This window comes from Cupriavidus sp. 01L43, from assembly GCF_056399925.1.
The window spans coordinates 29,479-52,638 of record NZ_JBFTSH010000019.1 but is presented as its reverse complement, the minus strand read 5'-3'; the positions used below and the strand labels follow the sequence as shown (position 1 = coordinate 52,638).

21 protein-coding genes are annotated in these 23,160 nt (G+C 67.4%); 10 read left to right on the top strand and 11 right to left on the bottom strand.

What is annotated here, in order from left to right:
- The 4 genes from hutG to AC1DP9_RS23830 all read left to right on the top strand — a co-directional run bounded on the left by hutG (nucleotide 1) and on the right by AC1DP9_RS23830 (nucleotide 3,120).
- Entirely contained in the window at nucleotides 1–816 is an 816-nt protein-coding gene (gene hutG / locus AC1DP9_RS23845) for an N-formylglutamate deformylase (RefSeq protein ID WP_477108671.1), read from the top strand.
- Between the two features lie 207 nt (nucleotides 817–1,023).
- A complete protein-coding gene (locus AC1DP9_RS23840) occupies nucleotides 1,024–1,731 on the top strand; it encodes a hypothetical protein (RefSeq protein ID WP_441592335.1) in 708 nt (235 codons plus the stop codon).
- The gene (locus tag AC1DP9_RS23835) at nucleotides 1,728–2,735 is read left to right on the top strand and encodes a M35 family metalloendopeptidase (protein ID WP_477108670.1); all 1,008 of its coding nucleotides are present in this window, start codon (nucleotides 1,728–1,730) and stop codon (nucleotides 2,733–2,735) included. Before AC1DP9_RS23840 ends, AC1DP9_RS23835 begins: the two co-directional genes overlap by 4 nt.
- A gap of 10 nt (nucleotides 2,736–2,745) precedes the next feature.
- The gene (locus AC1DP9_RS23830; protein WP_092300885.1) at nucleotides 2,746–3,120 is read left to right on the top strand and encodes a hypothetical protein; all 375 of its coding nucleotides are present in this window, start codon (nucleotides 2,746–2,748) and stop codon (nucleotides 3,118–3,120) included.
- Between the two features lie 97 nt (nucleotides 3,121–3,217).
- On the opposite strand, the gene AC1DP9_RS23825 is transcribed toward AC1DP9_RS23830, so the two are convergent.
- The 4 genes from AC1DP9_RS23825 to AC1DP9_RS23810 all read right to left on the bottom strand — a co-directional run bounded on the left by AC1DP9_RS23825 (nucleotide 3,218) and on the right by AC1DP9_RS23810 (nucleotide 7,971).
- Nucleotides 3,218–4,846, bottom strand: a complete 1,629-nt coding sequence (locus AC1DP9_RS23825) for a bifunctional aspartate transaminase/aspartate 4-decarboxylase (RefSeq protein WP_092300882.1) — start codon at nucleotides 4,844–4,846, stop codon at nucleotides 3,218–3,220.
- 19 nt (nucleotides 4,847–4,865) lie between these two features.
- Nucleotides 4,866–6,551, bottom strand: coding sequence for an aspartate-alanine antiporter (aspT, locus tag AC1DP9_RS23820; RefSeq protein WP_092300879.1), 1,686 nt, complete (start codon nucleotides 6,549–6,551; stop codon nucleotides 4,866–4,868).
- A gap of 271 nt (nucleotides 6,552–6,822) precedes the next feature.
- On the bottom strand, nucleotides 6,823–7,584 hold the full coding sequence (gene loiP / locus AC1DP9_RS23815) for a metalloprotease LoiP (protein ID WP_092300876.1): 762 nt from the start codon (nucleotides 7,582–7,584) through the stop codon (nucleotides 6,823–6,825).
- 132 nt (nucleotides 7,585–7,716) lie between these two features.
- Entirely contained in the window at nucleotides 7,717–7,971 is a 255-nt protein-coding gene (locus AC1DP9_RS23810; RefSeq protein ID WP_092300873.1) for an RNA recognition motif domain-containing protein, read from the bottom strand.
- Between the two features lie 194 nt (nucleotides 7,972–8,165).
- Between AC1DP9_RS23810 and ppk2 the strand changes: the two genes are divergently transcribed.
- Together ppk2 and AC1DP9_RS23800 are read left to right on the top strand one after the other, a co-directional pair.
- Nucleotides 8,166–9,023 carry a polyphosphate kinase 2 gene (ppk2, locus tag AC1DP9_RS23805; RefSeq protein ID WP_477108669.1) on the top strand — a complete coding sequence of 286 codons (858 nt, stop codon included), beginning with the start codon at nucleotides 8,166–8,168 and terminating at the stop codon, nucleotides 9,021–9,023.
- Between the two features lie 51 nt (nucleotides 9,024–9,074).
- A complete protein-coding gene (locus tag AC1DP9_RS23800; protein ID WP_477108668.1) occupies nucleotides 9,075–10,775 on the top strand; it encodes a SulP family inorganic anion transporter in 1,701 nt (566 codons plus the stop codon).
- Here the strand turns inward: AC1DP9_RS23800 and AC1DP9_RS23795 are convergent.
- On the bottom strand, nucleotides 10,733–11,797 hold the full coding sequence (locus AC1DP9_RS23795; RefSeq protein ID WP_477108667.1) for an AraC family transcriptional regulator: 1,065 nt from the start codon (nucleotides 11,795–11,797) through the stop codon (nucleotides 10,733–10,735). The two genes, AC1DP9_RS23800 and AC1DP9_RS23795, sit on opposite strands and share 43 nt — an antisense overlap.
- Before the next feature lie 181 nt (nucleotides 11,798–11,978).
- Between AC1DP9_RS23795 and AC1DP9_RS23790 the strand changes: the two genes are divergently transcribed.
- Genes AC1DP9_RS23790 through AC1DP9_RS23780 form a run of 3 tightly spaced genes read left to right on the top strand, consistent with a single transcriptional unit; the run spans nucleotide 11,979 to nucleotide 15,501 of the window.
- Nucleotides 11,979–12,959: a quinone oxidoreductase family protein gene (locus AC1DP9_RS23790; RefSeq protein ID WP_092300861.1), complete on the top strand. Its 981-nt coding sequence runs from the start codon at nucleotides 11,979–11,981 to the stop codon at nucleotides 12,957–12,959.
- A gap of 11 nt (nucleotides 12,960–12,970) precedes the next feature.
- Nucleotides 12,971–13,819, top strand: a complete 849-nt coding sequence (locus AC1DP9_RS23785) for a TauD/TfdA dioxygenase family protein (RefSeq protein ID WP_092300858.1) — start codon at nucleotides 12,971–12,973, stop codon at nucleotides 13,817–13,819.
- Nucleotides 13,820–13,839: 20 nt separating this feature from the next.
- Nucleotides 13,840–15,501 carry a fatty acid--CoA ligase gene (locus AC1DP9_RS23780; RefSeq protein ID WP_477108666.1) on the top strand — a complete coding sequence of 554 codons (1,662 nt, stop codon included), beginning with the start codon at nucleotides 13,840–13,842 and terminating at the stop codon, nucleotides 15,499–15,501.
- Between the two features lie 88 nt (nucleotides 15,502–15,589).
- On the opposite strand, the gene AC1DP9_RS23775 is transcribed toward AC1DP9_RS23780, so the two are convergent.
- The 4 genes from AC1DP9_RS23775 to AC1DP9_RS23760 all read right to left on the bottom strand — a co-directional run bounded on the left by AC1DP9_RS23775 (nucleotide 15,590) and on the right by AC1DP9_RS23760 (nucleotide 18,922).
- Nucleotides 15,590–16,516, bottom strand: a complete 927-nt coding sequence (locus AC1DP9_RS23775; RefSeq protein WP_477108665.1) for a Na/Pi cotransporter family protein — start codon at nucleotides 16,514–16,516, stop codon at nucleotides 15,590–15,592.
- Between the two features lie 116 nt (nucleotides 16,517–16,632).
- Nucleotides 16,633–17,610: a Bug family tripartite tricarboxylate transporter substrate binding protein gene (locus AC1DP9_RS23770; RefSeq protein ID WP_477108664.1), complete on the bottom strand. Its 978-nt coding sequence runs from the start codon at nucleotides 17,608–17,610 to the stop codon at nucleotides 16,633–16,635.
- 43 nt (nucleotides 17,611–17,653) lie between these two features.
- Nucleotides 17,654–17,848, bottom strand: coding sequence for a DUF1289 domain-containing protein (locus AC1DP9_RS23765; protein ID WP_477108663.1), 195 nt, complete (start codon nucleotides 17,846–17,848; stop codon nucleotides 17,654–17,656).
- A gap of 18 nt (nucleotides 17,849–17,866) precedes the next feature.
- Complete coding sequence (locus AC1DP9_RS23760) at nucleotides 17,867–18,922, bottom strand: beta-keto acid cleavage family enzyme (RefSeq protein ID WP_477108662.1); 1,056 nt, start codon at nucleotides 18,920–18,922, stop codon at nucleotides 17,867–17,869.
- Nucleotides 18,923–19,082: 160 nt separating this feature from the next.
- Between AC1DP9_RS23760 and AC1DP9_RS23755 the strand changes: the two genes are divergently transcribed.
- The gene (locus tag AC1DP9_RS23755; protein ID WP_477108661.1) at nucleotides 19,083–20,105 is read left to right on the top strand and encodes an AraC family transcriptional regulator; all 1,023 of its coding nucleotides are present in this window, start codon (nucleotides 19,083–19,085) and stop codon (nucleotides 20,103–20,105) included.
- A gap of 28 nt (nucleotides 20,106–20,133) precedes the next feature.
- On the opposite strand, the gene AC1DP9_RS23750 is transcribed toward AC1DP9_RS23755, so the two are convergent.
- Both AC1DP9_RS23750 and AC1DP9_RS23745 read right to left on the bottom strand, forming a co-directional pair.
- Nucleotides 20,134–21,303 carry a porin gene (locus AC1DP9_RS23750; RefSeq protein WP_092300840.1) on the bottom strand — a complete coding sequence of 390 codons (1,170 nt, stop codon included), beginning with the start codon at nucleotides 21,301–21,303 and terminating at the stop codon, nucleotides 20,134–20,136.
- A gap of 155 nt (nucleotides 21,304–21,458) precedes the next feature.
- On the bottom strand, nucleotides 21,459–23,060 hold the full coding sequence (locus AC1DP9_RS23745) for a phospholipase D family protein (RefSeq protein WP_477108660.1): 1,602 nt from the start codon (nucleotides 23,058–23,060) through the stop codon (nucleotides 21,459–21,461).
- Nucleotides 23,061–23,160: the final 100 nt, after the last annotated feature.

Genomic DNA, 23,160 nt, shown 5'->3' with positions numbered 1-23,160 from the left:
ATGTCCTTCACCACCGATACCCCCGCTTTCACCCTGCATCGCGGCACGCGCCCGCTGCTGGTGTCGATGCCGCACGTCGGCACGTACCTGCCCGGGCCGCTGGCCGCCCGCCTCACGGCCGAGGCGCGCACCGTGCCCGATACCGACTGGCACATGGACCGGCTCTATGAATTCGCGCGCGAGCTGGGCGCCTCCGTGCTGATGGCCACCCATTCGCGCTACGTGGTGGACCTGAACCGCCCGCCGGACAACGCGAACCTGTACCCCGGCCAGGACACCACGGGCCTGTGCCCGGTCGACACCTTCGACAAGACGCCGGTCTACGCCGATGGCGCGAAGGGCCCGGACGACGCCGAGATCGCCCAGCGCCGCGACGCGATCTGGCATCCGTACCACGCCGCCCTGCAGGAAGAACTGAAGCGCCTGAAGGCCGAACACGGCACCATCGCGCTGTGGGACGCCCACTCGATCCGCTCGGTGCTGCCGCGCTTCTTCGACGGCAAGCTGACCGACTTCAACCTCGGTTCGGCGGATGGCGCGAGCTGCGACAAGGGCCTGGCGGACGATGTGCTGGCGATTGCCAGCGCGGTGCCGGCGCACACCGCCGTGCTCAACGGCCGCTTCAAGGGTGGCTACATCACGCGCCAGTACGGCAACCCGGCCAACGGCGTGCACGCGATCCAGCTCGAGCTGACGCAGTCGTCGTACATGGAAGAGGTCTACCCGTTCGCCTACGACCCGTCGAAGGCCGGCGCCATCCAGCCCGCCATCCGCCAGATGCTGGAGACGGTGCTGGGGTTTGTGGAAGCGCGCTGAGGGTTTGAGGCGCTGACCCTCTTCCGCTGTTGGGGGAAGGGCGCCTGACTCAGGCCGCTATTGCTCGGGGACAATTGCATTCCCATTGCAATTAGGAAGTGGCCCCGAGCGATTTCATTGATCGCGTCGCATTCAAGAGAATTGCTATAGACGTTGGTGATCGCATTGCGTCAGCCTTTTGGCTTTTGCCAGGAAGGGAGACGTAAGGTGAAGCAAAACGACGCGCCGAATGCAAGGCCATGCGGGCACATCCTGCATACGGATCCACCTCTCTACGTGCTCGTCACGTACTGCCCGCAGCGCGCTCAACCGGACTTCGTCCGGGCCTCCTGCGAGGCCATCGACGAGACCTATCATGGGCGTCCTGGCAATGCCCTGACGGTTTTTCTGTCGCCGTTCGATGCCTATCTGTCTGCGGCATACATCTCGCAACCCGGCGAGCCGTATCACGTCGTGCACGCCGCTCGTTTCGACCCGCGCGAACTGATCCACACCAACGGCGGCAAACTCCATATTTCCCTTCATTGCGGTTTCGGGGCTCACGACGGGCGACTCGTCAGACGGCGTGCGGGCAGTATCGTGACGCTCTCGGCGGAACAATCCTGGGACATTGATTCCCACAACGTCAGTGCCGTCGATATCAACCTCACGGATCATGACCTCAAGGGATATCAAAGCCTTCGAGACGCTGCAGGACTCTTCGCGCACGCGGAATCCCACGCGCCGTTCCTGAGCCTGCCTCACCCGGCAAGGGCGCAGGCCGTCGGGCGCGCCATTGCTTGCATGGAAGGCACCGTGGATCTGTCGCACAAGGCGAACCAGTGCGCGATTTATGATCCGGAAGCCGGCGCATGGCATTTCGTCCCCATCGGCGTGTTCTTCGACGCCCAGAATGAGGAGGCGTGCCCATCATGACATCGGCCGATACGCGTTACTTGATCGGGGAAGGTGACAAGACTGGAACAGGCGGTTATCAGTCCGCCAGCAGCACGTCGACCAATATGGGGAAGCGCATTGCGTTGGAAGGAGACTATGCGAGCTGCCCCGCCTGCAAGGCTGGCGGTCCCGTCTATAACGACTGCGACCCGCGATGGTACGAGAACGGAAAAGCCGTGCTCGTCGAGGGCGCCCGGGTCTTCTGTCAATGCAAGGAGAAGCCGCGTGTTTTTGCCTCGCAACGCACGATGTCCACTGAGGTGGTCAGCGGGAATACTGGTGCTACCGCGCCGACGGTCCTGTCTCCTTCGCAATGGGTAGATGCAAGCCGTCACAAAGCCAGCCATAGGGACACCGCGACGGCGCTGGCAGATCATCCCACGCTGATCTGCCCGAACATGACCAATGACGCCTTCGCCGCGCTCGCGATGGATCTATGCGCGATTCTCGTGGCTCGCACCGAGGCACGACTGGCGGAATTGCGCCGCTGGGATGCCGAAGCCAGACGCAATGTTCAAACGTGGTTTGGCGTTACGGATAGCCGGACACGCGAGACGCTGAGCAGTGGGTTGGGCCGGATGCTGGCCGTATTCAGGCGCTTGCGGCCGGCCAATTTCGTACGGTACTCGCCTTCGGCGCTTGAGTTTGTTGGCTGTGTTTCCAAGCCGGACGCAGAAAAGCGCGGCGTCGTTGCGGCTGTTTGCAAACCGGACGTCAAGACCCATACGATTGCCATAGCATTGAATTTCTGCGAGATGCCGGATGACCATGACCGCAAAGACTCTCAACTCCTCACCTTGGCACATGAGGTCTCACATTTCCACGACACCATGGATACGGAGGATCATCACTATTTCCTCTGGAATGCCATCGCGCTTGCGCGCGCCAGGCATCCCGCATGCATCACGAACGCAGACAACGTGGCGGGGTATGTTGTCATACATGGCCCGATCCCTGATAGCTTTGGCGTTGGTATGCGGTAGCGCCATCGCAATGGCATGCAAGCCGGGCGAGCAGTTCAACGCGAGGTTTTCCACCGAGGCCGATCAGTTAGCCGGTGCGGAGGCTGGCAGGCTAGGTGCCTGGGTTGCGGAGCTGCAGCGCAGCTACCCAAAACGCGATCTGTTCATCCTGGTGAGCTATGTAAAGGAACGGGGAGCATCCGAGGCCATTGCGGAGCGGCGCGCCGACTGGATAAAGGATTTCCTTGTCAGCATGGGCGAGGAGCCGAAGACCATCGTCTACGGCGGGGCGACGGTGCGCCTGAATCCGACAGGGCGGGACTACAGCGGCGCCACCGATTCCTCTGTCGCCATCGAATTTGGGCCGGGGTGCCCGAATCGATGCTGCGGAGCGCTGCGCGAGTAATTGGGCGCCAGCGGCGCTTGAATGCCGACGGTTTTCTCCCCTCGCCCTTCGGGAGAGGGGCGGGGGAGAGGGCAGGCGGTTCAACCTGCCCCGCCGCTTACTTCTTCGTCACCTTCGCATCGGCCTTGTTGCCGGTCGCCTCGTTGTACCGTTCGACATATTCCTCGAACAGTTTCCGGATCGAGCGGCCGATCTTCACGTAGTCGGACTCGTTCAGGTTCGCCAGCGACACCCGGCCGGACGGATGCTGCGTGCCGAAGCCCCGGCCCGGCAGCAGGACCACGCCGGCTTCTTCGGCCAGGCGGAACAGCAGTTCCACCGGCTCGGCCGAGCCCAGCACCCACTTCACGAACTCTGGCCCGATGGCCTTGCCGCCCAGTTGCTCGATGTCGAGCAGGGTGTAGTAATCCACCGCATTCGGGTCGTCCGCGTTCTCCGGCGCGATGCCGATCTCGCGGAACAGGGCGGCCTTGCGGTTGCGGATCAGCCGCTTCATCGCCTGCTTGTAGGCGTCCGGCGTGTCCATCAGCGAGAACAGCGAGAACAGCACCATCTGCACCTGCTGCGGCGTGGAGAGCCCTGCCGTGTGGTTCAGGGCCACGGTACGGCTGTCCGCCACGATGCGGTCGATGAACTTGAGCTGGTCCGGCGTGGTGGTGATGGAGTTGTAGCGCTTGTGCAGTGCCTTGCGCTGCGCCTCCGGCAGCTTGGCCAGCTGCTCGTCGAAGATGTTCTCGCGGTGCGTGGCAATCACGCCCAGCCGCCAGCCTGTGGCGCCGAAATACTTCGAGAACGAGTACACCAGGATGGTGTTGCGCGGGCAGAGCGCGAACAGCGAGACGAAGTTATCGGCAAACGTGCCGTACACGTCATCGGTGAGGATGATCAGGTCCGGGCGGGATTCGACGATGGAGGCCAGGTACTCCAGGCTCTCGTCGCTCATCCGCACGGACGGCGGGTTGCTCGGGTTGACCAGGAAGAAGGCCTTGACCTTGGGGTCGCGCAGCTTGTCCAACTCCTGCTTGGAGTACTGCCAGCCCGCCTTCGGGTCGGCATCGACCATCAGCTCCACGAGCTGGTAGTCGTTCAGCTCGGGAATCTCGATATAGGGCGTGAAGATCGGCATGCCCAGCGCGATGGTGTCGCCGGCCTTGATCAGGTGGTTCTCGCGGAACGAGTTGAACAGGTAGGTCATGGCGGCCGTGCCGCCTTCCACCGCGAACAGGTCGAACTCGCCGATGAACGGATGGTCGCCGATCATCTCCTTGCGGATGTACTGGCCGACGACGACCTCGGACAGCTTCAGCATGCGGTCCGGCACCGGGTAGTTGCAGGCCAGGATGCCTTCGCACATCTCGTACAGGAAATCCCCGGCGTTCAGGCCGAGCTGGTCGCGCACGTAGGACACCGCGCCGGCCAGAAACTTCACGCCGGGCACGTTCTCGAATTCCCGGGCGAAGAGGTCGAAACGCTCCTCGATGCCATCCCGCCGCGGAAAGCCGCCCACGCCCTCGGGCATGTACGAGAACGACCGCTCCGACTCGCGCATCGCGAACAGCCCAAGCTGCCAGAAGCCATGGCGTGGCACGGTGGCCAGGAAGTTCGGATTGCCGCGCCCGGCATTGAGCATCAGGCGGTTGGCGTCGCCGCTGGCCAGCTGGATCAGTTCGTCCTTGAGTTCGAACGGCGACAGGCTGGAGAGTTTTGCAAGATCCGGTTTGCTCATCAATCGCTCCTTCAGGAAATCAGACCAGTCCGACCACGAGCGGACCCAGCAGGGTCAGCAGCACGTTGGCCAGCGCGTAGGTGATGGCGAACGGCACGGTGGGCACCGGGCTTTCCGCCTTGTCGAGGATGCCGCCGAAGGCGGGGTTGGCGCTGCGCGAGCCAGACAGCGCGCCGGCCAGCAGCGCGGCGTTGTCGTAGCGCAGCACGTAGCGGCCGAACAGCATGGTCAGGAACAGCGGCAGCAGGGTGACCACGGCGCCGAGCAGGAAGATGGTCACGCCACTGTCGCGCAGCGTGTGCACGGCCTGCAGGCCCGAGTTGATGCCGACGATGGCCACGAAGGCGGCCAGGCCGAAGTCCTTCAGCAACTGGCACGCGGCCGTCGGCATGGCGCCGTACATCGGATGCTTGGACCGCGCCCAGCCGAACACCAGGCCGGACAGCAGCGCGCCGCCGCCCGAGCCCAGCGTAAGCGGGATATCGCCGATGCGCACTACCAGCAGGCCGATCAGCAGGCCCACCAGCACGCCGGTGCCGAAGTAGACGAAATCGGTCTTCTCGCTCGGCACCAGCTCGTAGCCGGCGCGCTCGGCGGCGCGCCTGGTGTCCGCCGGGGTGCCGTAGAAGGTGATGATGTCGCCGTGCTGGAGCTTCAGGTCGGGCAGGATCGGCAGCGCGTGGTCGTAGCGCTCGATGCGTTCCAGGTACACGCCGTGCCGCATCTCGCGCTCCACCCCGGCCACGATCTCGCCCAGCGGCTTGTTGTTCATGCCAGTGGCCGTGAACACGGCGCGGCGAGTCTGCATGACCATGCCCATGCCTTCCGCATCGGCAATTTCCTCGCCGATCTGGAGCGCCGTGGGCACCATGGCGTCGCGTCGGCCCACCAGCAGCACGACGTCGCCCTCGTTCAGCACCGTGTCCTGCTTGAACTCGAGCGCCTTGCCGCCGCGCTGGATCTTCTCCACCGTGACGAGGTCCTCGCCGCCCATCTCGATCTGGGCCACGGTCTTGCCCGCCGCCCCGCCCACGCGGAACAGCCGGCCCACCAGCCGGGGCAGCGCGCCCGCCTGGCCCGGCCCGAACTGCGGCAGGCCGCCGTGCATGGACGCCTCCACCTTCTTCGAGTCAGTCTTCAGGTCGCTGCCCATGAAGCGGGGCAGGATGTTCACGCAGACGATGATCGCGCCGAGCGAGCCGAACACATAGGTCACCGCGTAGCCGATGGCGACGTTGGCCTGCATGATCTTCACCTGGTCCGGCGGCAGGCCGAGCTTGGTGATGGCGTCCCCGGCCGTGCCGATGATGGCCGACTGGGTCATGCCGCCCGCCGCCAGCCCCGCCGCGATGCCCTTGTCGAGGTGGAAGATCTTGGCCAGCACCACCACCGTGACCAGCCCCGCCACGGCCATGAACACCGCCATGGCGATCTCGCGCAGCGAACTGCGGTTCAGCGAGTTGAAGAACTGCGGGCCGCTTTCATAGCCCACCGCGTAGATGAAGACCGCGAACATCACGGCCTTCACGCCGTTGTCGATCTCCACGCCCACCTGGCTGATGATCACGGCCGCCAGCAATGAGCCGGCCACGCCACCCAGCTGGAACTTGCCGAACGTGATCTTGCCGATGGCGTACCCGACCGCCAGCGACAGGAACAGCGCCGACTCGGGTGACTTCTGGAAGATGGTGTGCAACCAATCCATGGGACCTCCTGAAACGCGACACAGGGTCAAAGTTTTGACGGGGAACGGCAGGGGGTGTGTGACGCAGCGGGAGGCGAACTGGGAGGGCGGGTGAAATCCATGGCGCGGCGGGGGCTCCTCGTCGGACGCCTGCCGGGGGCGGCAGACGTGAAGGATTATCCGCGTGGCGTTATTCAGCCCGTACTGAATTGTTTTGGATGCGTATTAAACGCATTGGAGGAATGTGACGAATCGGACGCCGCGCCGGAGGTGGCGCCGGCGTCGCAAATCATTACTTGCCGCTGGCGAGCCGCTCCTGGATATGCTGGGCGCGCTGGGCCGAGCCCGGGTGCGAGCTGAGCATGCTGGACTGGCCGCCATCGAGCGTCGCCATTTTCTGGAACGCGGTGACCAGCGCCTGGCGGTTGGCGCCATTCCTGGTCAGCAGGTCGAACGAGTAGTCGTCGGCGGCGCTTTCCTGGCGCTGGGAGAACTGCGCGTTGACGAACTGCTCGCCGATGGCGGCCAGTTGCGACGAGGACAGCGCGGTCAGCGTGGCGTTGCCGGTGGCGCCGAGCAGCCCGCGCGCGGCGGCGGTGGTGTAGGCCACCTGCATGGCCGACTTGGTGTGGCCGAGCGCCACGTGGCCCACCTCGTGGCCGAGCACGCCGCGGACCTCGTCGTCGCTCATCATGTCCATCAGCCCGCTGTAGACGCGCACGCAGCCGTTGGCCATGGCCCAGGCGTTGACGTCCTTGGTCACGTAGACCTTGGCGTCCAGCGGCAGGCCGGTGTTCTGCAGGCCACTCATGACCGTGGCCAGCCGCTTGGTGTAGGGGCTGTCGGCCGGGGCGAGCGTGTTCTTCTTGTCCATCTCGGCGCAGGACTGGTCGGAGAGCTGCTTGACGCTCATGTCGGAGAGCGTGGCGGCGGTGAACAGGCTGCCGCCGGCCTGCGTCAGGCTGTTCATGTCGGCACCGGCGCAGCCGGCGAGCAGCAGCGCGCAGCCAAGGGCCGCGCTGGCCGATGCGGCGGGGGCGGTGAAGCGGTTCATAGTCTTCCCTGAGTCGTCAAATGTCATGGCATGCAGACAACATCCACGGGGGATGCGGCGCAGGGAAAGGATAGGCAAGCCGGCGGGGGGCTGGCTAGTGGAGTTCGTCCGACATGGCTGACGGCGGGTGGCTCAGGTAAACCGCTCGTGCAGCACCATCACGGACAGCCGCTTGTTCTTCCAGTACATGTCGTGGATGCGCGGGCGCAGCAGCTGGAGCGCGTCCGCATCCACTGCGTGGAAGGTCAGCATGACCGAGGGGCGCGAGCCGTCGCCCTCGATATGCTCGATCTCGTCCGGCGCCGGAATGCCGTACTTGCCGAGGAAGGCGAGCAGTTCCTCGTCGGTGGTGCCGTCCGGTACGTTGGTCAGCATGAATAGGGCCATGATCTCGCCTCCTGGCGGAACCGGGTGAATGGCGGGTCGGCGGTGCCCGCAATCGAACCTTAGCTCCACGCGCCGCGCGCGGCAACCGGGGCGGGCCCAAAGGCCAATCTGTTTCCCTTTGCCTCCGCCCGGCAAAGCCACCACACTGTAAGCGGAACGCTCCCTGTTTCTCCCCTGCCAGAGGAGGGCCGCGCATGAGCAAGTCATCGAAGAAGGGCAAGGACCGCGCGCCGGAGGACTCGTACCCATCTCCGCCGCCGCCGCCGCCGGAGGCGGGCGCGCGCATGTCGAACAAGGACTATCTCGCGGCGCTGCGCGAACTCCATGTGGAGCTGGTCAAGCTCCAGCAATGGGTGGTGCAGAGCGGCAGCAAGATCTGCATCGTCTTCGAGGGGCGCGACGGCGCCGGCAAGGGCGGCACGATCAAGGCGCTGACCGAGCGCGTGAGCCCGCGCATCTTCCGCGTGGTGGCACTGCCCGCCCCGACCGACCGCGAGAAGAGCCAGATGTACGTGCAGCGCTACCTGCCGCACCTGCCGGCCGCCGGCGAGATCGTCATCTTCGACCGCAGCTGGTACAACCGCGCCGGCGTGGAGCGCGTGATGGGTTTCTGCACGCCGGACGACGTGGAGAGCTTCCTGCGCTCCGTGCCGCTGGTGGAGCGCGCCATCATCGCCTCCGGCGTGATCCTGATCAAGTACTGGCTCGAAGTGAGCCAGGCCGAGCAGACCCGGCGGCTCCAGGCGCGCATCCACGATGGCCGCAAGACCTGGAAGCTGACCGGCATGGACCTGAAGTCCTACAGCCGCTGGTACGACTATTCGCGTGCGCGCGACGCCATGTTCGCCGCCACGGACACCCCCGACACGCCCTGGTACGTGGCCGATTCGAACGACAAGCGGCGCGCGCGCCTGAACATCATCAGCGACCTGCTGGATCGGATTCCGTACCAGGCGCCGGCGCGCAAGCCGCCCAAGCTGCCCGAGCGCCAGAAGCGCGGCGGCTACCGCGAGTCGGACCACCCGTTCCGCCATATCGCCACGCGGTACTGACGATATTGACGATACCGGCGCCGCCAGGGCGCTGGCACGCGGAGGGCGCGCATGAAAGCCGATGGAGCGCTGCACGGGTGGATGCCGGCCTGGCTGGCCGGCTATCGCCGCGAATGGCTGCGGCCCGATGTGGTCGCGGGCCTGGGCGCGGCGGCCGTGGTCATTCCGAAGTCGCTCGCCTACGCCACCATCGCCGGGCTGCCGGTGCAGGTGGGGCTATACACGGCCTGCGTGCCGATGGCGATCTACGCGCTGCTCGGCACCTCCCGGCTGCTCAGCGTGAGCACCACCACCACGCTGGCGATCCTGGCCGGCGCGGCGCTGGCGCAGGTGGCTGCCGCCGATCCTTCGGCAAACCTGCTGGTGGCCTCGGCCACGCTGGCCCTGCTGGTGGGGCTGGTGCTGGGGGCCGCGTGCGCGCTGCGGCTCGGCTTCGTCGCGGACTTCATCTCGGAGCCGGTGTTGGTGGGCTTCAAGGCCGGCATCGGCATCGTCATTGTGGTCGACCAGATTCCCAAGCTGCTCGGCATCCATTTCGCCAAGGGGTCGTTCCCGCACAACGTGTGGGCGATCGTGCAGGGCGCGCCGCATGCGTCGATGCCGACGTTGGCGATTGCGCTCGTCACCCTCGCCCTGCTGGCGTTCATGGTCTGGCGCCTGCCCCGGGCGCCGGCGCCGCTGATTGCGGTGGCGCTCGGCGTGGCGGTCGTGGCGCTGCTGGACCTGCCGGCGCGCGGCGTGGAGATCGTCGGGCGGGTGCCCACGGGGCTGCCGGCGGTAATGCTGCCGGACCTGTCGATGGTGGCCACGCTGTGGCCGTCCGCGCTCGGCATCGCGCTGATGAGCTTCACCGAGACCATCGCCGCCGGCCGGGCTTTTGCGCACGAGCGCGAGCCGCCGCCGCAGCCGAACCGCGAACTGCTGGCCACGGGGCTCGCCAATGCCGGCGGTGCCCTGCTCGGGGCGATGGTGGCCGGTGGCGGCACCAGCCAGACCGCCGTGAACCAGCGCGCCGGGGCACGCTCGCAACTCGCCGCACTGGTCACGGCCGGCGCCGCGCTCGGCACCATGCTGCTGCTGGCGCCGGTGATCGGCCTGATGCCCAATGCCACGCTGGCCGCCGTGGTCATCGTTTACTCGATCGGGCTGATCGATCCGGCCGAGTTCCGCGCCATCCGCAAGATTCGGCGCATGGAGTTCGTGTGGGCGCTCGTCGCCATGGCTGGCGTGGTGGGGCTGGGCACGCTGCAGGGCATTCTCGTGGCGATCATCGTCTCGCTGCTGGCGCTGGCCTACCAGGCGGCCGACCCGCCGCTGTACGTGCTGGCCCGCAAGCGCGGCACCAATGTGTTCCGGCCGCTCTCGCCGGAGCATGCCGGTGACGAGGTCTTCGCCGGGCTGCTGATCCTGCGGCCCGAAGGGCGCGTGTTCTTCGCCAATGCGCGGCGGCTGGGTCAGCGCATGCGCCAGCACGTGACGGAGGACATGCCGCGCGTGGTGCTGCTCGACCTTTCCGGTGTGATCGATCTCGAATACACGGCGCTCAAGATGCTGATCGAGGCCGAGCGCGCGCTGGGGGAGCAGGGCGTGTCGCTGTGGCTGGCCGGGCTGAACCCCGAGGTGCTGGCGATGGTGCGCCGCGCCGCGCTGGCCGATGCGCTCGGCGCCCATCGGATGTTCGCCACGCTCGAACAGGCGCTGGTCCGGTTTCAGTCGCCGGATACTTCGTCGCCGGCGGCTTCGTCGTCGTAAGCCGTCTCGTCAGGCGGCCCCGGCACCCGCGTGGCGGCCTGCGCGCGCCATGCCGAGGGCGCCATGCCGAACTCCCCCGTGAACCAGCGCGTGAACGTGCTCGGTGAGCCGTAGCCGAGCAGCACCGCCACCTGCGCCAGCGGCACCCGGGGGTTCTCCACATGGCGCGGGGCCCGCTCGCGCCGCACCGCGTGCAGGATGTCGTGGAAGCTCGCGCCTTCGTCGCCGAGCGCGCGCTGCAGCGTGCGCAGGCTCATGCCGAGCCCTTGGGCGACGGAAGCACCGGTGGCGCGACCCATCGGCAACAGCAGGGCGATGGCGCCGCGTACCTCATGGGCGACGGTCGGCGCGGCGGGCCGGGGCAGCGCCTCCACCACGCGCTGGGCGTGGCGCGCCATGGCCGGATCGGCGCCCGGATTCGGCACGTCGAGGTCGACGGCGCGGCAGACGATGCCGTTGTACTCGTCGTTGAAGGCCAGCCCGCAGCGGAACAGTCGCCGGTGCACGCTCTCGTCGGCAGGCGCCGGGTGCGTGAAGCACACGCGCAGCGGCTGCCAGCGTGCGCCAAGCAGCGCGTTGCAGAGGCGGAAGACCACGCCCATCGCCAGTTCGCCGGCCTGGCGCGAGGGCGCCTCGCCCACCACTTCCACGCGGATGATGACCGAGCTGCCGGCGTCTTCGAGCAGCATCGCCACGGATTCGTTGACCAGATGGCGGTAGCGGATGATGGTGGCCAGCGCCGCGCGCAGGTTGGGCTGGTGGGCGATCAGCAGGCTGATGACGCCGAAGTCCGCCAGCTGGCGCGACTCGGCCATGCGCAGCGCGAAGTTGTCGCAGCCGCTGGCTGCCGCCGCGTCCTCGAGCAGCGTCACGCAGGCGGCCATCGGCACACGGAAGTCCGGATCGGCCAGCAGGGTGCGCTTGAGGCCGGCCTGGCGCAGCAGGGGCTGCACATTGAGCCCGCGCGCCTCCGCCACTTCGAAGAAATTGGTAAGCGCCGCGGCGCGTATCCGTGTATCCAAGCCGTCTCCCCCTGGCTGAGTGCCCGGTGTGATCCCGGGCATCCGTGCGCCGATGATAGGCGCGGGTGGCGCGAATTGCAAAGTCGATGGAAGGAATTGTCACGCGTGCCGCGACCCCCCGGGCCTACATTGGGCTCAACGCGGCGCAAGGTGTGCCGCTCCGCCTGACAGGAGAGTTGGCATGGCAAGAATCGTACGCATGATGGAAACGGGTGGCCCCGAGGTACTGCGGCTGGAAGAGGTGGAAGTGGGCGATCCCGGCCCGGGCCAGGTCCGCATCCGGCACGTGGCTGTCGGTCTGAACTACGCCGATACCTACTTTCGCAACGGCACGTATCCGGTGCCGCTGCCGTCCGGCATGGGCGTGGAAGCGGCTGGCGTGATCCAGGCCGTGGGCGAGGGCGTGCGCAACGTCGCCGTGGGCGACCGCGTGACCTACACCGGCTTCCTGAACACGCTCGGCGCGTACAGCAGCGAGCGCATCATGCCGGCGGCGCCGCTGATCCGGCTGCCCGAGTCGATCGGCTTCGAAACCGCCGCCGCGATGACCATGCGCGGCCTGACCGCCGCCTACCTGATGCGCCGCATCCACGCGTTCCGGCCGGGCAACACCATCCTGCTGCACGCAGCCGCTGGCGGCGTGGGCTTGATCGTCTCGCAGTGGGCCAAGCTGCTCGGGCTGACGGTGATCGGCACGGTGTCCACCGATGCCAAGGCCGCCATCGCCGCCGCCCATGGCTGCGACTACACCATCAACTACAGCCATGAGGATGTGGCCCAGCGCGTACGCGAACTGACCGACGGGCAGGGCGTGGACGTGGTGTTCGACAGCGTCGGCAAGACCACCTTCATGTCCTCGCTGGACTCGCTGCGTCGGCGCGGCACGCTGGTCTGCGTCGGCACGGCTTCCGGCCCGATCCCGCCGTTCGACCCGGTGCTGCTGGCGATGAAGGGCTCGCTGTTCGTCACGCGTCCGGCGCTGGCCGACTACATCGCCGATCCGGCCGAGAAGGCGGAGCTGGCGGGCGAACTGTTCGACCACGTCGGCGCCGGCCGCATCGGCATCGAGATCCACCAGACCTATGCCCTCGAAGATGCCGTGCAGGCGCACCGCGACCTCGAGTCGCGCCGCACGACCGGTTCGTCGATTTTCGTGATTTGAAGGAGACCGCCATGCGAGTGGAACCCCTGACCTGCCATATCGGCGCCGAACTGTCCGGCGTCAACCTGGGCGAGGCGTCGCGCGATGCCGGCCTGTTTGCCGAGATCAAGTCGGCGCTGCTCCAGCACAAGGTGCTGTTCCTGCGCGACCAGGACATCACCCGGGCCGAGCACGTGGCCTTCGCGCGCCGCTTTGGCGAGCTGGAGGACCACCCGGTGGTCGGCAGCGACCCGGAGCACCCCGGCCTGGTGCGCATCTACAAGTCGCCCGACAGCAAGGTGGAGCACTACGAGAACTCGTTCCACTGCGACGCCACCTGGCGCGCCGCGCCGCCGATGGGCTGCGTGCTGCGCTGCGTGGAAACCCCGCCCGTGGGCGGCGACACGATCTGGGTGAACATGGCCGAGGCGTACCGCCGGCTGCCGGACGACATCAAGATCCGTATTCACGGCCTGCGCGCCAAGCACAGCATCGAGCACACCTTCGGCGCCAATATGCCGCCGGAGAAGCGCGCCGCCCTGGCGGCCCAGTTCCCGATGGTGGAGCACCCGGTGGTGCGCATCCACCCGGAGACCAGCGAGCCCGTGCTGTTCGTCAACGCCTTCACCTCGCACTTCGCCAACTACCACCGGGGCGACACCGTCCGCTTCGGCAAGGACTTCATGCCCGGCTCGGGCGACCTGCTGCAATACCTGTGCGCGCAGGCCGAGGTTCCCGAGTTCCAGGTGCGCTGGCGCTGGACGCGCAACAGCGTGGCGATCTGGGACAACCGCTGCACGCAGCACTACGCCGTGCAGGACTACGCGCCTACCGTGCGCAAGATGGAGCGCGCCGGCATCGTCGGTGACGTGCCTTACTGACTGACCGCGAGATGCCTCACATGACAGATTTCAAGACCGATGCCCGCATCGTCTCCACCCCCTCGGCCTACGCCTACCCGCTGCTGGTCAGCCAGTTGCTCGTCAACGCGCTGAGCCTGAGCCCGGAGCAGGAGATCACCTACCAGGGCACCACGCGCTACACCTACCGGGCGTTCCGCGGCCGCATCGGCCAGCTGGCCTCGGCGCTGGGCGCGCTGGGTGCCCGCCACGGCAGCACCGTGGCCGTGATGGACTGGGACAGCCACCGCTACCTGGAATGCTATTTCGGCGTGCCGATGATGGGCGCCACGCTGTTCACCGTGAACGTGCGGCTTTCGCCGGCGCAGATCCTGTACACGCTCAACGACTCGCAGGCCGAGATCGTGCTCGTGCACCGTGACTTCCTGCCGCTGCTCGAGGAGATCCGCGACCAGCTAACCGGCGTCAAGCGCTTCGTGCTGATGGCCGATGGCGAGCCGGCGCCGGCCACCACGCTGCCGCTCGACGGCGAGTACGAGGCGCTGCTCGCGGCGGCCTCGCCGGACTACCCGTTCGCGGAGTTCGACGAGAACACCCGCGCGGCGATGTTCTACACCACCGGCACCACGGGCGACCCCAAGGGCGTGTCGTACAGCCATCGTCATATCGTGCTGCACGCGCTGACCACGGCCACCACGCTGTGCTCACCGCGTACGGGCCAGCGCCTGCACCGCGAAGACGTGTACATGCCGATCACGCCGATGTTCCACGTGCTGGCGTGGGGCATCCCGTACGTGGCCATCCTGCTGGGGCTGAAGACGGTGCTGCCGGGCCGCTACGTGCCGGCGCAGCTGCTGGCGCTGCGTGCGTCCGAGGGCGTGACGTTCTCGCACTGCGTGCCGACCATCCTCCAGATGCTGCTGCAGACCGCCGGCGAGACCGGGCAGGACCTGTCCGACTGGCGCGTCATCATCGGCGGCTCGGCCCTCCAGCCGGCGCTGTGCGCGGCGGCGCTCGATGCCGGCATCGACGTGTTCTCGGGCTACGGCATGTCCGAGACCGGGCCGATCGTCGCGCTGGCCCAGCTCGCGCCCGGTGTCCGTCCGGCCAGCCGCGAAGCCGAGATCGCCATGCGCTGCGCCACGGGGCGACCGGTGGCGATGGTCGACTTCCGTATCGTGGACGAACAGATGCGCGACGTGCCGCACGATGGCCGCCACCAGGGCGAGATCGTGCTGCGCGCGCCGTACCTGACCGAGTCGTACCACGGCAAGCCGGAGGCCTCCGAAGCGCTGTGGGCCGGCGGCTACCTGCATACGCAGGACATCGCCGTGATGGGCGCGGATGGCGGCGTCCGCATCGTCGACCGCATCAAGGACGTGATCAAGACCGGCGGCGAGTGGGTGTCGTCGCTCGAGGTGGAGGGCCTGGTGGCGCAGGTGCCCGGCGTGCGCGAGTGCGCAGTGATCGGCGTGCAGGACGCGCGCTGGGGCGAGCGGCCGATGGCCTTCGTGGTTGGCCAGCCCGGCCACGCGGTGGATGCGGCCGATATCCGCCAGCGCCTGCTGGACCATGTGGCCGGCAACCGCCTCAGCAAGTTCGCGGTACCGGAGGCGGACCGCATCGTCTTCGTGACCGAGATCCCCAAGACCAGCGTCGGCAAGATCAACAAGAAGCAGCTGCGCGAGTCCGCGCAAGGCTGACCCCGGCCGGGGGAGGAGAGCAGCAAAAAGGCCAGCCGCGAGGCTGGCCTTTTCTTTGGTCATCGTCGATCCGGCCAGGCGGACCCTCTCACGCAGGCACCTTCAGCATGCGTTGCAGCAGCGGCTCCAGCCGGGGCAGGAGGACCAGGAATAGCAGGGCGATGCAGAGGTTGAAGATCAGATGTGCCGCCGCCACGCTCATGGCGGGGTCGCCCAGGCGCGCCAGCGCGGCGGTCAGCGGGCCGATGGCGGGATAGAACAGCAGCGCCCCGATCAAGTTGAACAGCATGTTGGCGATGGCGGTTGCCTTGGCCACCGGGCTCATACGCAGGCTGGAAATCAGCGCTGTCGAGGTCGAGCCGATATTGGCCCCCACCACAATGCCGACGGCGCCGACCATGGGGATCATGTCCTGCTGCGCCAGCACGATGGCAAGGCCGGTGGTCACGCTGCTCGACTGCACCAGCGCCGTGAACACCGCACCAATCAGTACTGCCATCCATGCCTCGCGCGCCTGCTCGAGGCCGGCGGCGAACCACGCCTGCTGCTGCAGCGGCTTCAGTTCGCTGGAAATGAGGTCGAGGGCGAGGAAGATCAGGCCGAAATAGAAGGCCGCCTTGCCGATCGCCTGGATTCGGCTTGGCACGGCGGAGATCACCGTGCCGGCGATGATGAAGAAGGGGCCGATGCCGGTCAGCTTGAGCGACACCAGCCATGCCGTGGCCGTGGTGCCCACATTGGCGCCGAGCAGTACGCCCAGGCTGCCGAGGAAGCTGATGACGCCGGCATCGACGAGCGTCACGGCCAGTGCCGTGGTGGCGCTGCTCGACTGCACCAGCGCGGTGACGACCGCACCGATCAGGAAGCCGTACCAGCGATTCGCTGTCACGCGCGGCAGCCATGCCTGGAGTCGCGATCCGCCCACGTCCTGCAACTCGCGGCTGAACGCCTGGAGGCCATAGAGAAACAGGACTACGGCGGCGATGGCTGCCGAGGCAATCTGAAGCGAACCCATGGGAGTGGTAGCCCGAAGCGATTTGATAGTCGGTTCATATCAAATGCGGGAGGCTTCGTCAACGCATCGCGGCAGCGAAGCGCTGACCTGACACGACGTGCTGGCCAACTTCCCCTTCAAGGCTGGATATTGAACGTCTTCACGATGCCTGCGTTGCGGTCGAACTCGGCGCGCACGGACTGGCTCAGTTGCGGTAGCGGCAGTTCGGCGATGGGCTCGTAGCCGAGGGCTTCCATGCGGGCGCGGACCTTGGGGGTCTGCGCGGCCTTGTCGACGGCGGTCTGGATCTTGCGCGCCAGGTCTTCCGACATCTGGCCCGAGGCCACCACGCCGATCCAGTTGCTGAAGTCGACGTCCGGATAGCCGAGTTCGGCGAAGGTCGGCACGTCAGGCAGCAGTGGCGAGCGCGTCTTGGCGGCCAGCGCGTAGGGCTGGAGCTTGCCGGCCTTGATCAGCGGCAGCGAGGTGACCATGCCGTCGTACATCACGGCGATCTGGCCGCCCATGACTTGCGTCAGGGCCGGGCCGGAACCCGCGAACGGCACGTGCTGGAGGTCGATGCCGGTCTTCTGGTTGACGATCATCCCCGCGTAGTGAGAGGCCGTGCCGGCGCTGTACGAAGCAAAGCCGAGCTTGCCCGGATGCGCCTTGGCGTAGCTGACCAGGCTCTTGAAGTCCTTGGCCGGCAGTTGCGGCGCGCCGACCATCAGCAACCGCGAACGCGCGATGGCGGCCACGGGGCGGATGTCCTTGAGCGGATCGAAGTTGCTCTTCAGCACGTGCGGGATCTCGGTCAGCACGTTGCTGGCCGTGACCATGATGGTCTGGCCATCGGCCGGTGCGGCGATCAGCGTGTGGATGGCGATGCCGCCGCCCGCGCCGGGCTTGTTGTCGACCACGACCGGCTGGCCGAGATCGGCGGAAAGCTGCTCCGCCAGCAGGCGGGCGACCACGTCCATGGTGCCCCCAGCGGGGGCCGGCACGAGCATGCGTACCGGCTTGTTGGTCCACGCAAACGCGGCCGGCATGGCCAGCGCGAGCAGGACAGCCACGGCGGTGCGCCGCGGTATCAGGTGGGCAAGGCGTTGGGCCATGCTTGTCTCCGTTCGATGTATTGGAATAGTAGGGCAGGCACGCTCAGGCGGCGTGTCTTGTTCCCGTATTGCCGGGATTGCGGCGCTGGGCGATGGCCGCCAGCGTGGCGGCGCGCTCCAGCAGCGTCATGCGGGGCCAGCGGCCGATCTCCAGGGGGGTACGGCGACACCCCTGGCAGAACTGGCCGGACAGGTCCATGCGGCAGATATTGATGCAGGGATCGGTCAGTGCGTCCATGTCGTGCGTCAGCCAGTATCAGGCGGGGCGGCGCGGCAGGTTGCGCTCGCCGGCCCGGCGGTTCGGGGCCATGCCGTGCGCGCGCAGCGTCTCTTCGGCGCTGTCGTACCAGGTGCCGATGCGGTAGATCGCGCGGGCTTCCTTGCCGGTGGCGATCTCGCGGCCCAGTTCCTTGGCCACGCGCACGCACTGCTGGATCTGCTGCACCGAACTCATGCGATTGCCGTGCTGGTCGATGATGGTGTCCTCGATGCCGCAACGCGGGTGCAGGCCCATCGCCATCGCCATCATGTTGAACGGCAGCACGTTCTTGAGCAGCGACTCGGCCGTCAGCGTGCAGCCATCCGGCGCGCGGTGGATGAAGTTGAAGAAGTTGAACGGGTTGGGGCCGTCGAAGCCGCCGCCGATGCCGATCCAGGTCAGGTTCAGCGGGCCCAGGTAGACCCCGGCGCGCACCAGGCGCTCGAGCGTCTCCAGCGCGTGCATGCCAGTGAGCTGGAAGTGCGGCTGCACGCCGGCGCGTTGCAGGCGGCGCAGGTGCTCGGCCACCCAGGCCGGGCCGGCCGGCACGGTCATCTCGCTGTAGGCCGCCTGGTACGCCGGGTTTTCGAGCGAGGTGCCCGCGACGTACTCGGGGTACAGCAGCTCCATGATGTTCATCTGCGTGGTGTTGATGGCCACGGTCACCTGGTCGGGCTTCGGCGTGAGTTCGGCCAGCATGTGGCGCGTGTCGTCCGAGAGCCATTTGGCGGATTCACCTTCGTCTTCCGGTGCGAACGAGATCGACCCGCCCACCTGGATGATCATGTCCGGCACGGCCTTGCGCACGCCGGCGATCAGCTCGTTGAACTTGGACAGGCGCTTGGAGCCCTTGCCGTCGAGTTCGCGCACGTGCAGGTGCAGCACGGTGGCGCCGGCTTCGTAGCAATCCACGGCTTTCTGGATCTGGGCTTCCATGGTGACGGGGATGTCTTCCGGGAAGTCCTCGGGCATCCACTCGGGGCCGTACGGCGCCACGGTGATGACCACTTTGTCCATGTTCTCGGGGTGAAGGGAATCGTCAAGAAATTGCATGTTGTCTCCTCGCTGGGTGCGGTGGGAATGTGCGGACGGCACGCGGGGCGCCGGTGTCCGAAGTATCGGCCAGCGGGTATACGCGGTTTGACATGACGGGACATTGAATTAACCTGTGGGGACACCCCGGGAAAGCACGCATCCATCCTTCTATGTGCCTATGTCCTATACGTTGCGCGGCGCCAGCCTGACCCATTACGTGGATGTGGCGCGGGCCGTCGGGCTCGACCCCTACCAGCAGTTGCGCGCGGCGCGCATCGCGCGCTCCGCGTTGCTGGATCCAAACTTGCGCATCCGGGCCGAACTGGTCGGCGGGCTGCTCGATGCCTCGGCGCAAGCGGCCGGCGTGGACGACTTTGGCCTGCGCATGGCGGCGCTGCGCGAGTTCTCGAACCTGGGCCCGCTGGCCTTCGTGGTGCGCGAGGCACCCACGCTGCGCGAGGCGCTGGTGTCGATGGTTCGCTACATGGACCTGCAGAACGAGGCGCTGGGGATGTGGGTGGAAGAGGCGGGGCCGCTGGTGGTGATCCGGCTGCAGATTCTGAGCGAGCGGCCCGGCACGATGCGCCAGGCCTCCGATCTCGCAGTGGGGGTGATGTTCCGCATGCTGCGGCTGTTCCTGGGCACCGGGTGGCGGCCGCGCAGCATCAGCTTCACGCACGCGGCGCCGGCCAGCACGGCCACGTCGCTGCAGCTGTTCGGCATGCCGGCGGACTACGGGCAGGATTTCGATGGCATCGTCTGCCAGGCGGCGGACCTGGAGGCGCCGCTGCCATCCTACGACCCGGTGATGGCGCGGCAGGTGAAGCAGTACCTCGGCACGCTGCTGGCGCAGTCGTCCGCGACGATGCAGGACCAGGTGCGCAAGCTGATCTACGCGCTGCTGCCCACCGGCCTGTGCACGGTGGATCGCGTGGCGCAGCACCTCAGCGTGGATCGGCGCACCGTGCACCGGCGGCTGGCGCAGGAAAAGACGACGTATTCCGATGTGCTCGATGCGGCGCGCACGGACCTCGTGCTGCGCTACATCGACAACGCCACGCGGCCACTCTCGGAAGTGGCCACGCTGCTTGGGTTTTCATCGCTCAGTGCTTTTTCGCGCTGGTTCTGCGGCCGCTTCGGCTGTAGCGTCACGGCCAGGCGCATGGGCAAGGCGGAGGCAAAAACGACCACCGCCGGCTGAGGGGCTGGCGGCGGTTTGAGCACGGGGCTCAGAAGCGGTGGCGGATGCCCACGGCGGCGCCGATCATCGACCGTTCGCCATTGCCCAGCGCGTAGCTGTTGCCGAGCGAGAGGCTGTTGGCGTAGACCGTGGCCAGCGATTCGAGCATCAGGCCGGCATTCTTGGCGTAGGCGGTGGTCAGGTACACGTCCGTGCGCTTGGAGAACGCGTAGTTGGCCACGAAGCCGATCTGCCACGGGTTGGCGAGCTGCGTCGCGCCGGCCAGGCTCTTGAGATCGTCGTAGTGATACTCGAGCGTCAGGCCGACGGCCGGCGTGAGTTGGTAGAGCGCGCCGATCCAGTACAGGTCGTCGCGCTGGATCACCGTGCCGCCCGCGTTCTTGTTCTGGCCCCAGCGGTAGCCGGCCATGATCTTGGCATCGCCAAAGCCGTAGCTGCCGCCGATGGCCGCCTTGCGCAGCGTGCCGCTGCTGGTGCCGATGGTCGGGTTCCACTGGTCATAGCCGACGGTGACCCCGAACGGGCCGGCCGCGTAGGCCACGGCCGCGCCGTAGGCGGTGTCGCGCCGGAACGAGCCCGGCACTTCGCCGTTACCGCCGATCGGCGTGGCCACACCCACCGTGGCCGGCAGCGCCAGGCCGGTGCCGAAGGACCAGTGCGCCAGCGCCGTGACCGGGCCGAACTGGCCCGTGTACTTGATGGTGTTGTCTTCGCGGAAGTTGGCGCCCGACTGCAGCACCACCGGCTCGTACTGGGTGGCGTAGGCGGTGGGCGAGAAGTTGGCGAGCGCCTCGAACATCGACGTGTACTGGCGCCCGAAGGTGATCTGCCCGAGTCCCGTGCGCTGCAGGCCGACAAACGCCTGACGTCCGAACATCCGGCCCGACTGCTGCAGCGTGCCCGAGTCCAGGCTGAAGCCCGACTCCAGCACGAACATGGCCTTCGCGCCGCCACCGAGGTCCTCGGTGCCGCGAATACCCCAACGGGAGCCGGCGAGGCCGCCCGAGTTCATGCGTACCACGTCGTGACCCTGCCCGCGGTTGAACTGGTTCGTGGCGACCGGCACCGCGCCCACGTGATTCGCGTATTCGACGTTCACGTCGGCCACGCCATATAGCGTGACCGCCGATTGTGCTTGTACTGCACCCGTTCCCGCAGTGGTCATCAGCGCCGCTGCGGCAATATTCCTGGCCTTCATGTTGTCTCCGTGTCTCGGTTCGAGTTATCTGCAACCGGGTCGGAGTATTGGCGGAACGGGCGCCGCCGATTTGACTGTCGGGGACAATCCTTTTTCATTTCGGGACAGATCGGGAAAACGCGAACCTGCCCTGCAGGACGGGCGCGGCAGTCACTTCACAACTGCGATTCGATGGGAAACAGCCCCATGAACCACACGCCGACGCGCCGCAGCACCGAGGACTCGGGCTCCGTGGTCAGCGGGGCGGCGTCCGGGTTCGCCTCGTCGATCCAGATCAGTTGGCGGCCCCGTTCGGGGTCGTCCTCCTCCGCGAGCCGCCACGCAATGCGCCCCAGATTCGGCAGGATCGCGCCGGCCACCTGCGCGGCCAGCGCCGGGCTCACGCAGACCACGCCCAGCTCCGTGTTGAGCTGCACCGAGCGCGGGTCCAGGTTCATCGAGCCGATAAAGACGGCGCTGTCGTCTGCCACGAAGGTCTTGGCATGCAGCGACGCGCGCGAGCTGCCGAACGCCGACAGCTTGGTATTGCCCGATTTGGTCGATTTTCCCGATGTTCCCGCCGCGGCCTCGGGGTCGTGCATCGGCTTGACCTCGTACAGCACCACGCCCATGCGCAGCAGCGTCTCGCGGTAGCGCTTGTAGCCGGCGTGCACGGCGGCCACGTCGGTGGCGGCGAGCGAGTTGGTCAGCACCGTCACGGCCACGCCGCGCTCGCGCAGCCCGCGCAACCACGCCACGCCCGCCTCGGCCGGCACGAAGTAGGGCGAGACGATCAGCAGCGTGCGCTGCGGCTGCACGTCCAGCGCGCGCAACTGGGGCACCAGATGGCCGGCCGTGTCCTCGGCAGCGCGCGTGATCTTGCCGGGATCATCGTAGAGCAGCGCGGCGCGGCCCCATGCGGCGACGGCGGGCGGCTCGGCGAGTACCTGCCGGAGCCGCTCGCGCGCGTGCACGGCGTAGGGGTGGTCCTGTTGGGCCGCCGCCAGCGCATCCAGCCGCTCGCGTAGCGCGGCCACGGCTTCCGGGTCGGCGCTGCGGCCGGTCAGCGTGCCCACCGGATAGGCCGCCTCGCTGTTCCAGTAGGCGTCGAACGCGCCGGAGACCTCGCGCACGATGGGGCCGTGCGTCAGCACGTCCAGATCGCCAAAGCTGACGGCGGGCGATGCGCCGAAGTACTCGTCGCCGATATTGCGCCCGCCGACGATGGCGGCCTGGTTATCGGCGATCAGCGCCTTGTTGTGCATGCGCCGGTTCACGCGCGAGAACTCCAGCAGCGCGCCCGCACGCCGGAAGGCGCGGCTGGCCACCGGGTTGAAGATGCGCACCTCGATGGCTGGATGGGCGTCCACGGCCAGCAGCAGGTTGTCGTCGGCGCCCACGCCGATGTCGTCCAGCAGCACCCGCACGCGCACGCCCCGGTCCGCCGCGCGCAGCACGGCATGGGCCAGGGATCGGCCGGTGGCGTCGTCGTGCCAGATGTAGTACTGGAGGTCGAGCGAGCGCTCGGCCTTTTCCGTCAGCAGCACGCGGGCGATCAGCGCGTCGACGTTGTCCGCCAGCAGGTGGAAGGCGCTCTGGTCTGGCGGGTCAGGGCGACGCTGCGCGGCGAGGCGGCCGAGCGTGGTTTGCGCGGTGTCTGTCATCGCGTGGCTCGGTTCACCGTCCGCCGGGGGCAGGCTGGCGCAGCCGGACAGCAGCGCGGCTGCCACCATCGTGACCATCGCCACCCGGGCCAGCACGCGTGCGGCAGCGGTCATGCATGTCTCCCGGGGAAGGGCAGGCCGCCCGCGCTGGCCAAGTCCAAAGGCCAATACAAATTGGCGCCGACGGCGTCGAGAATGGGAATGCTTGCCCCGG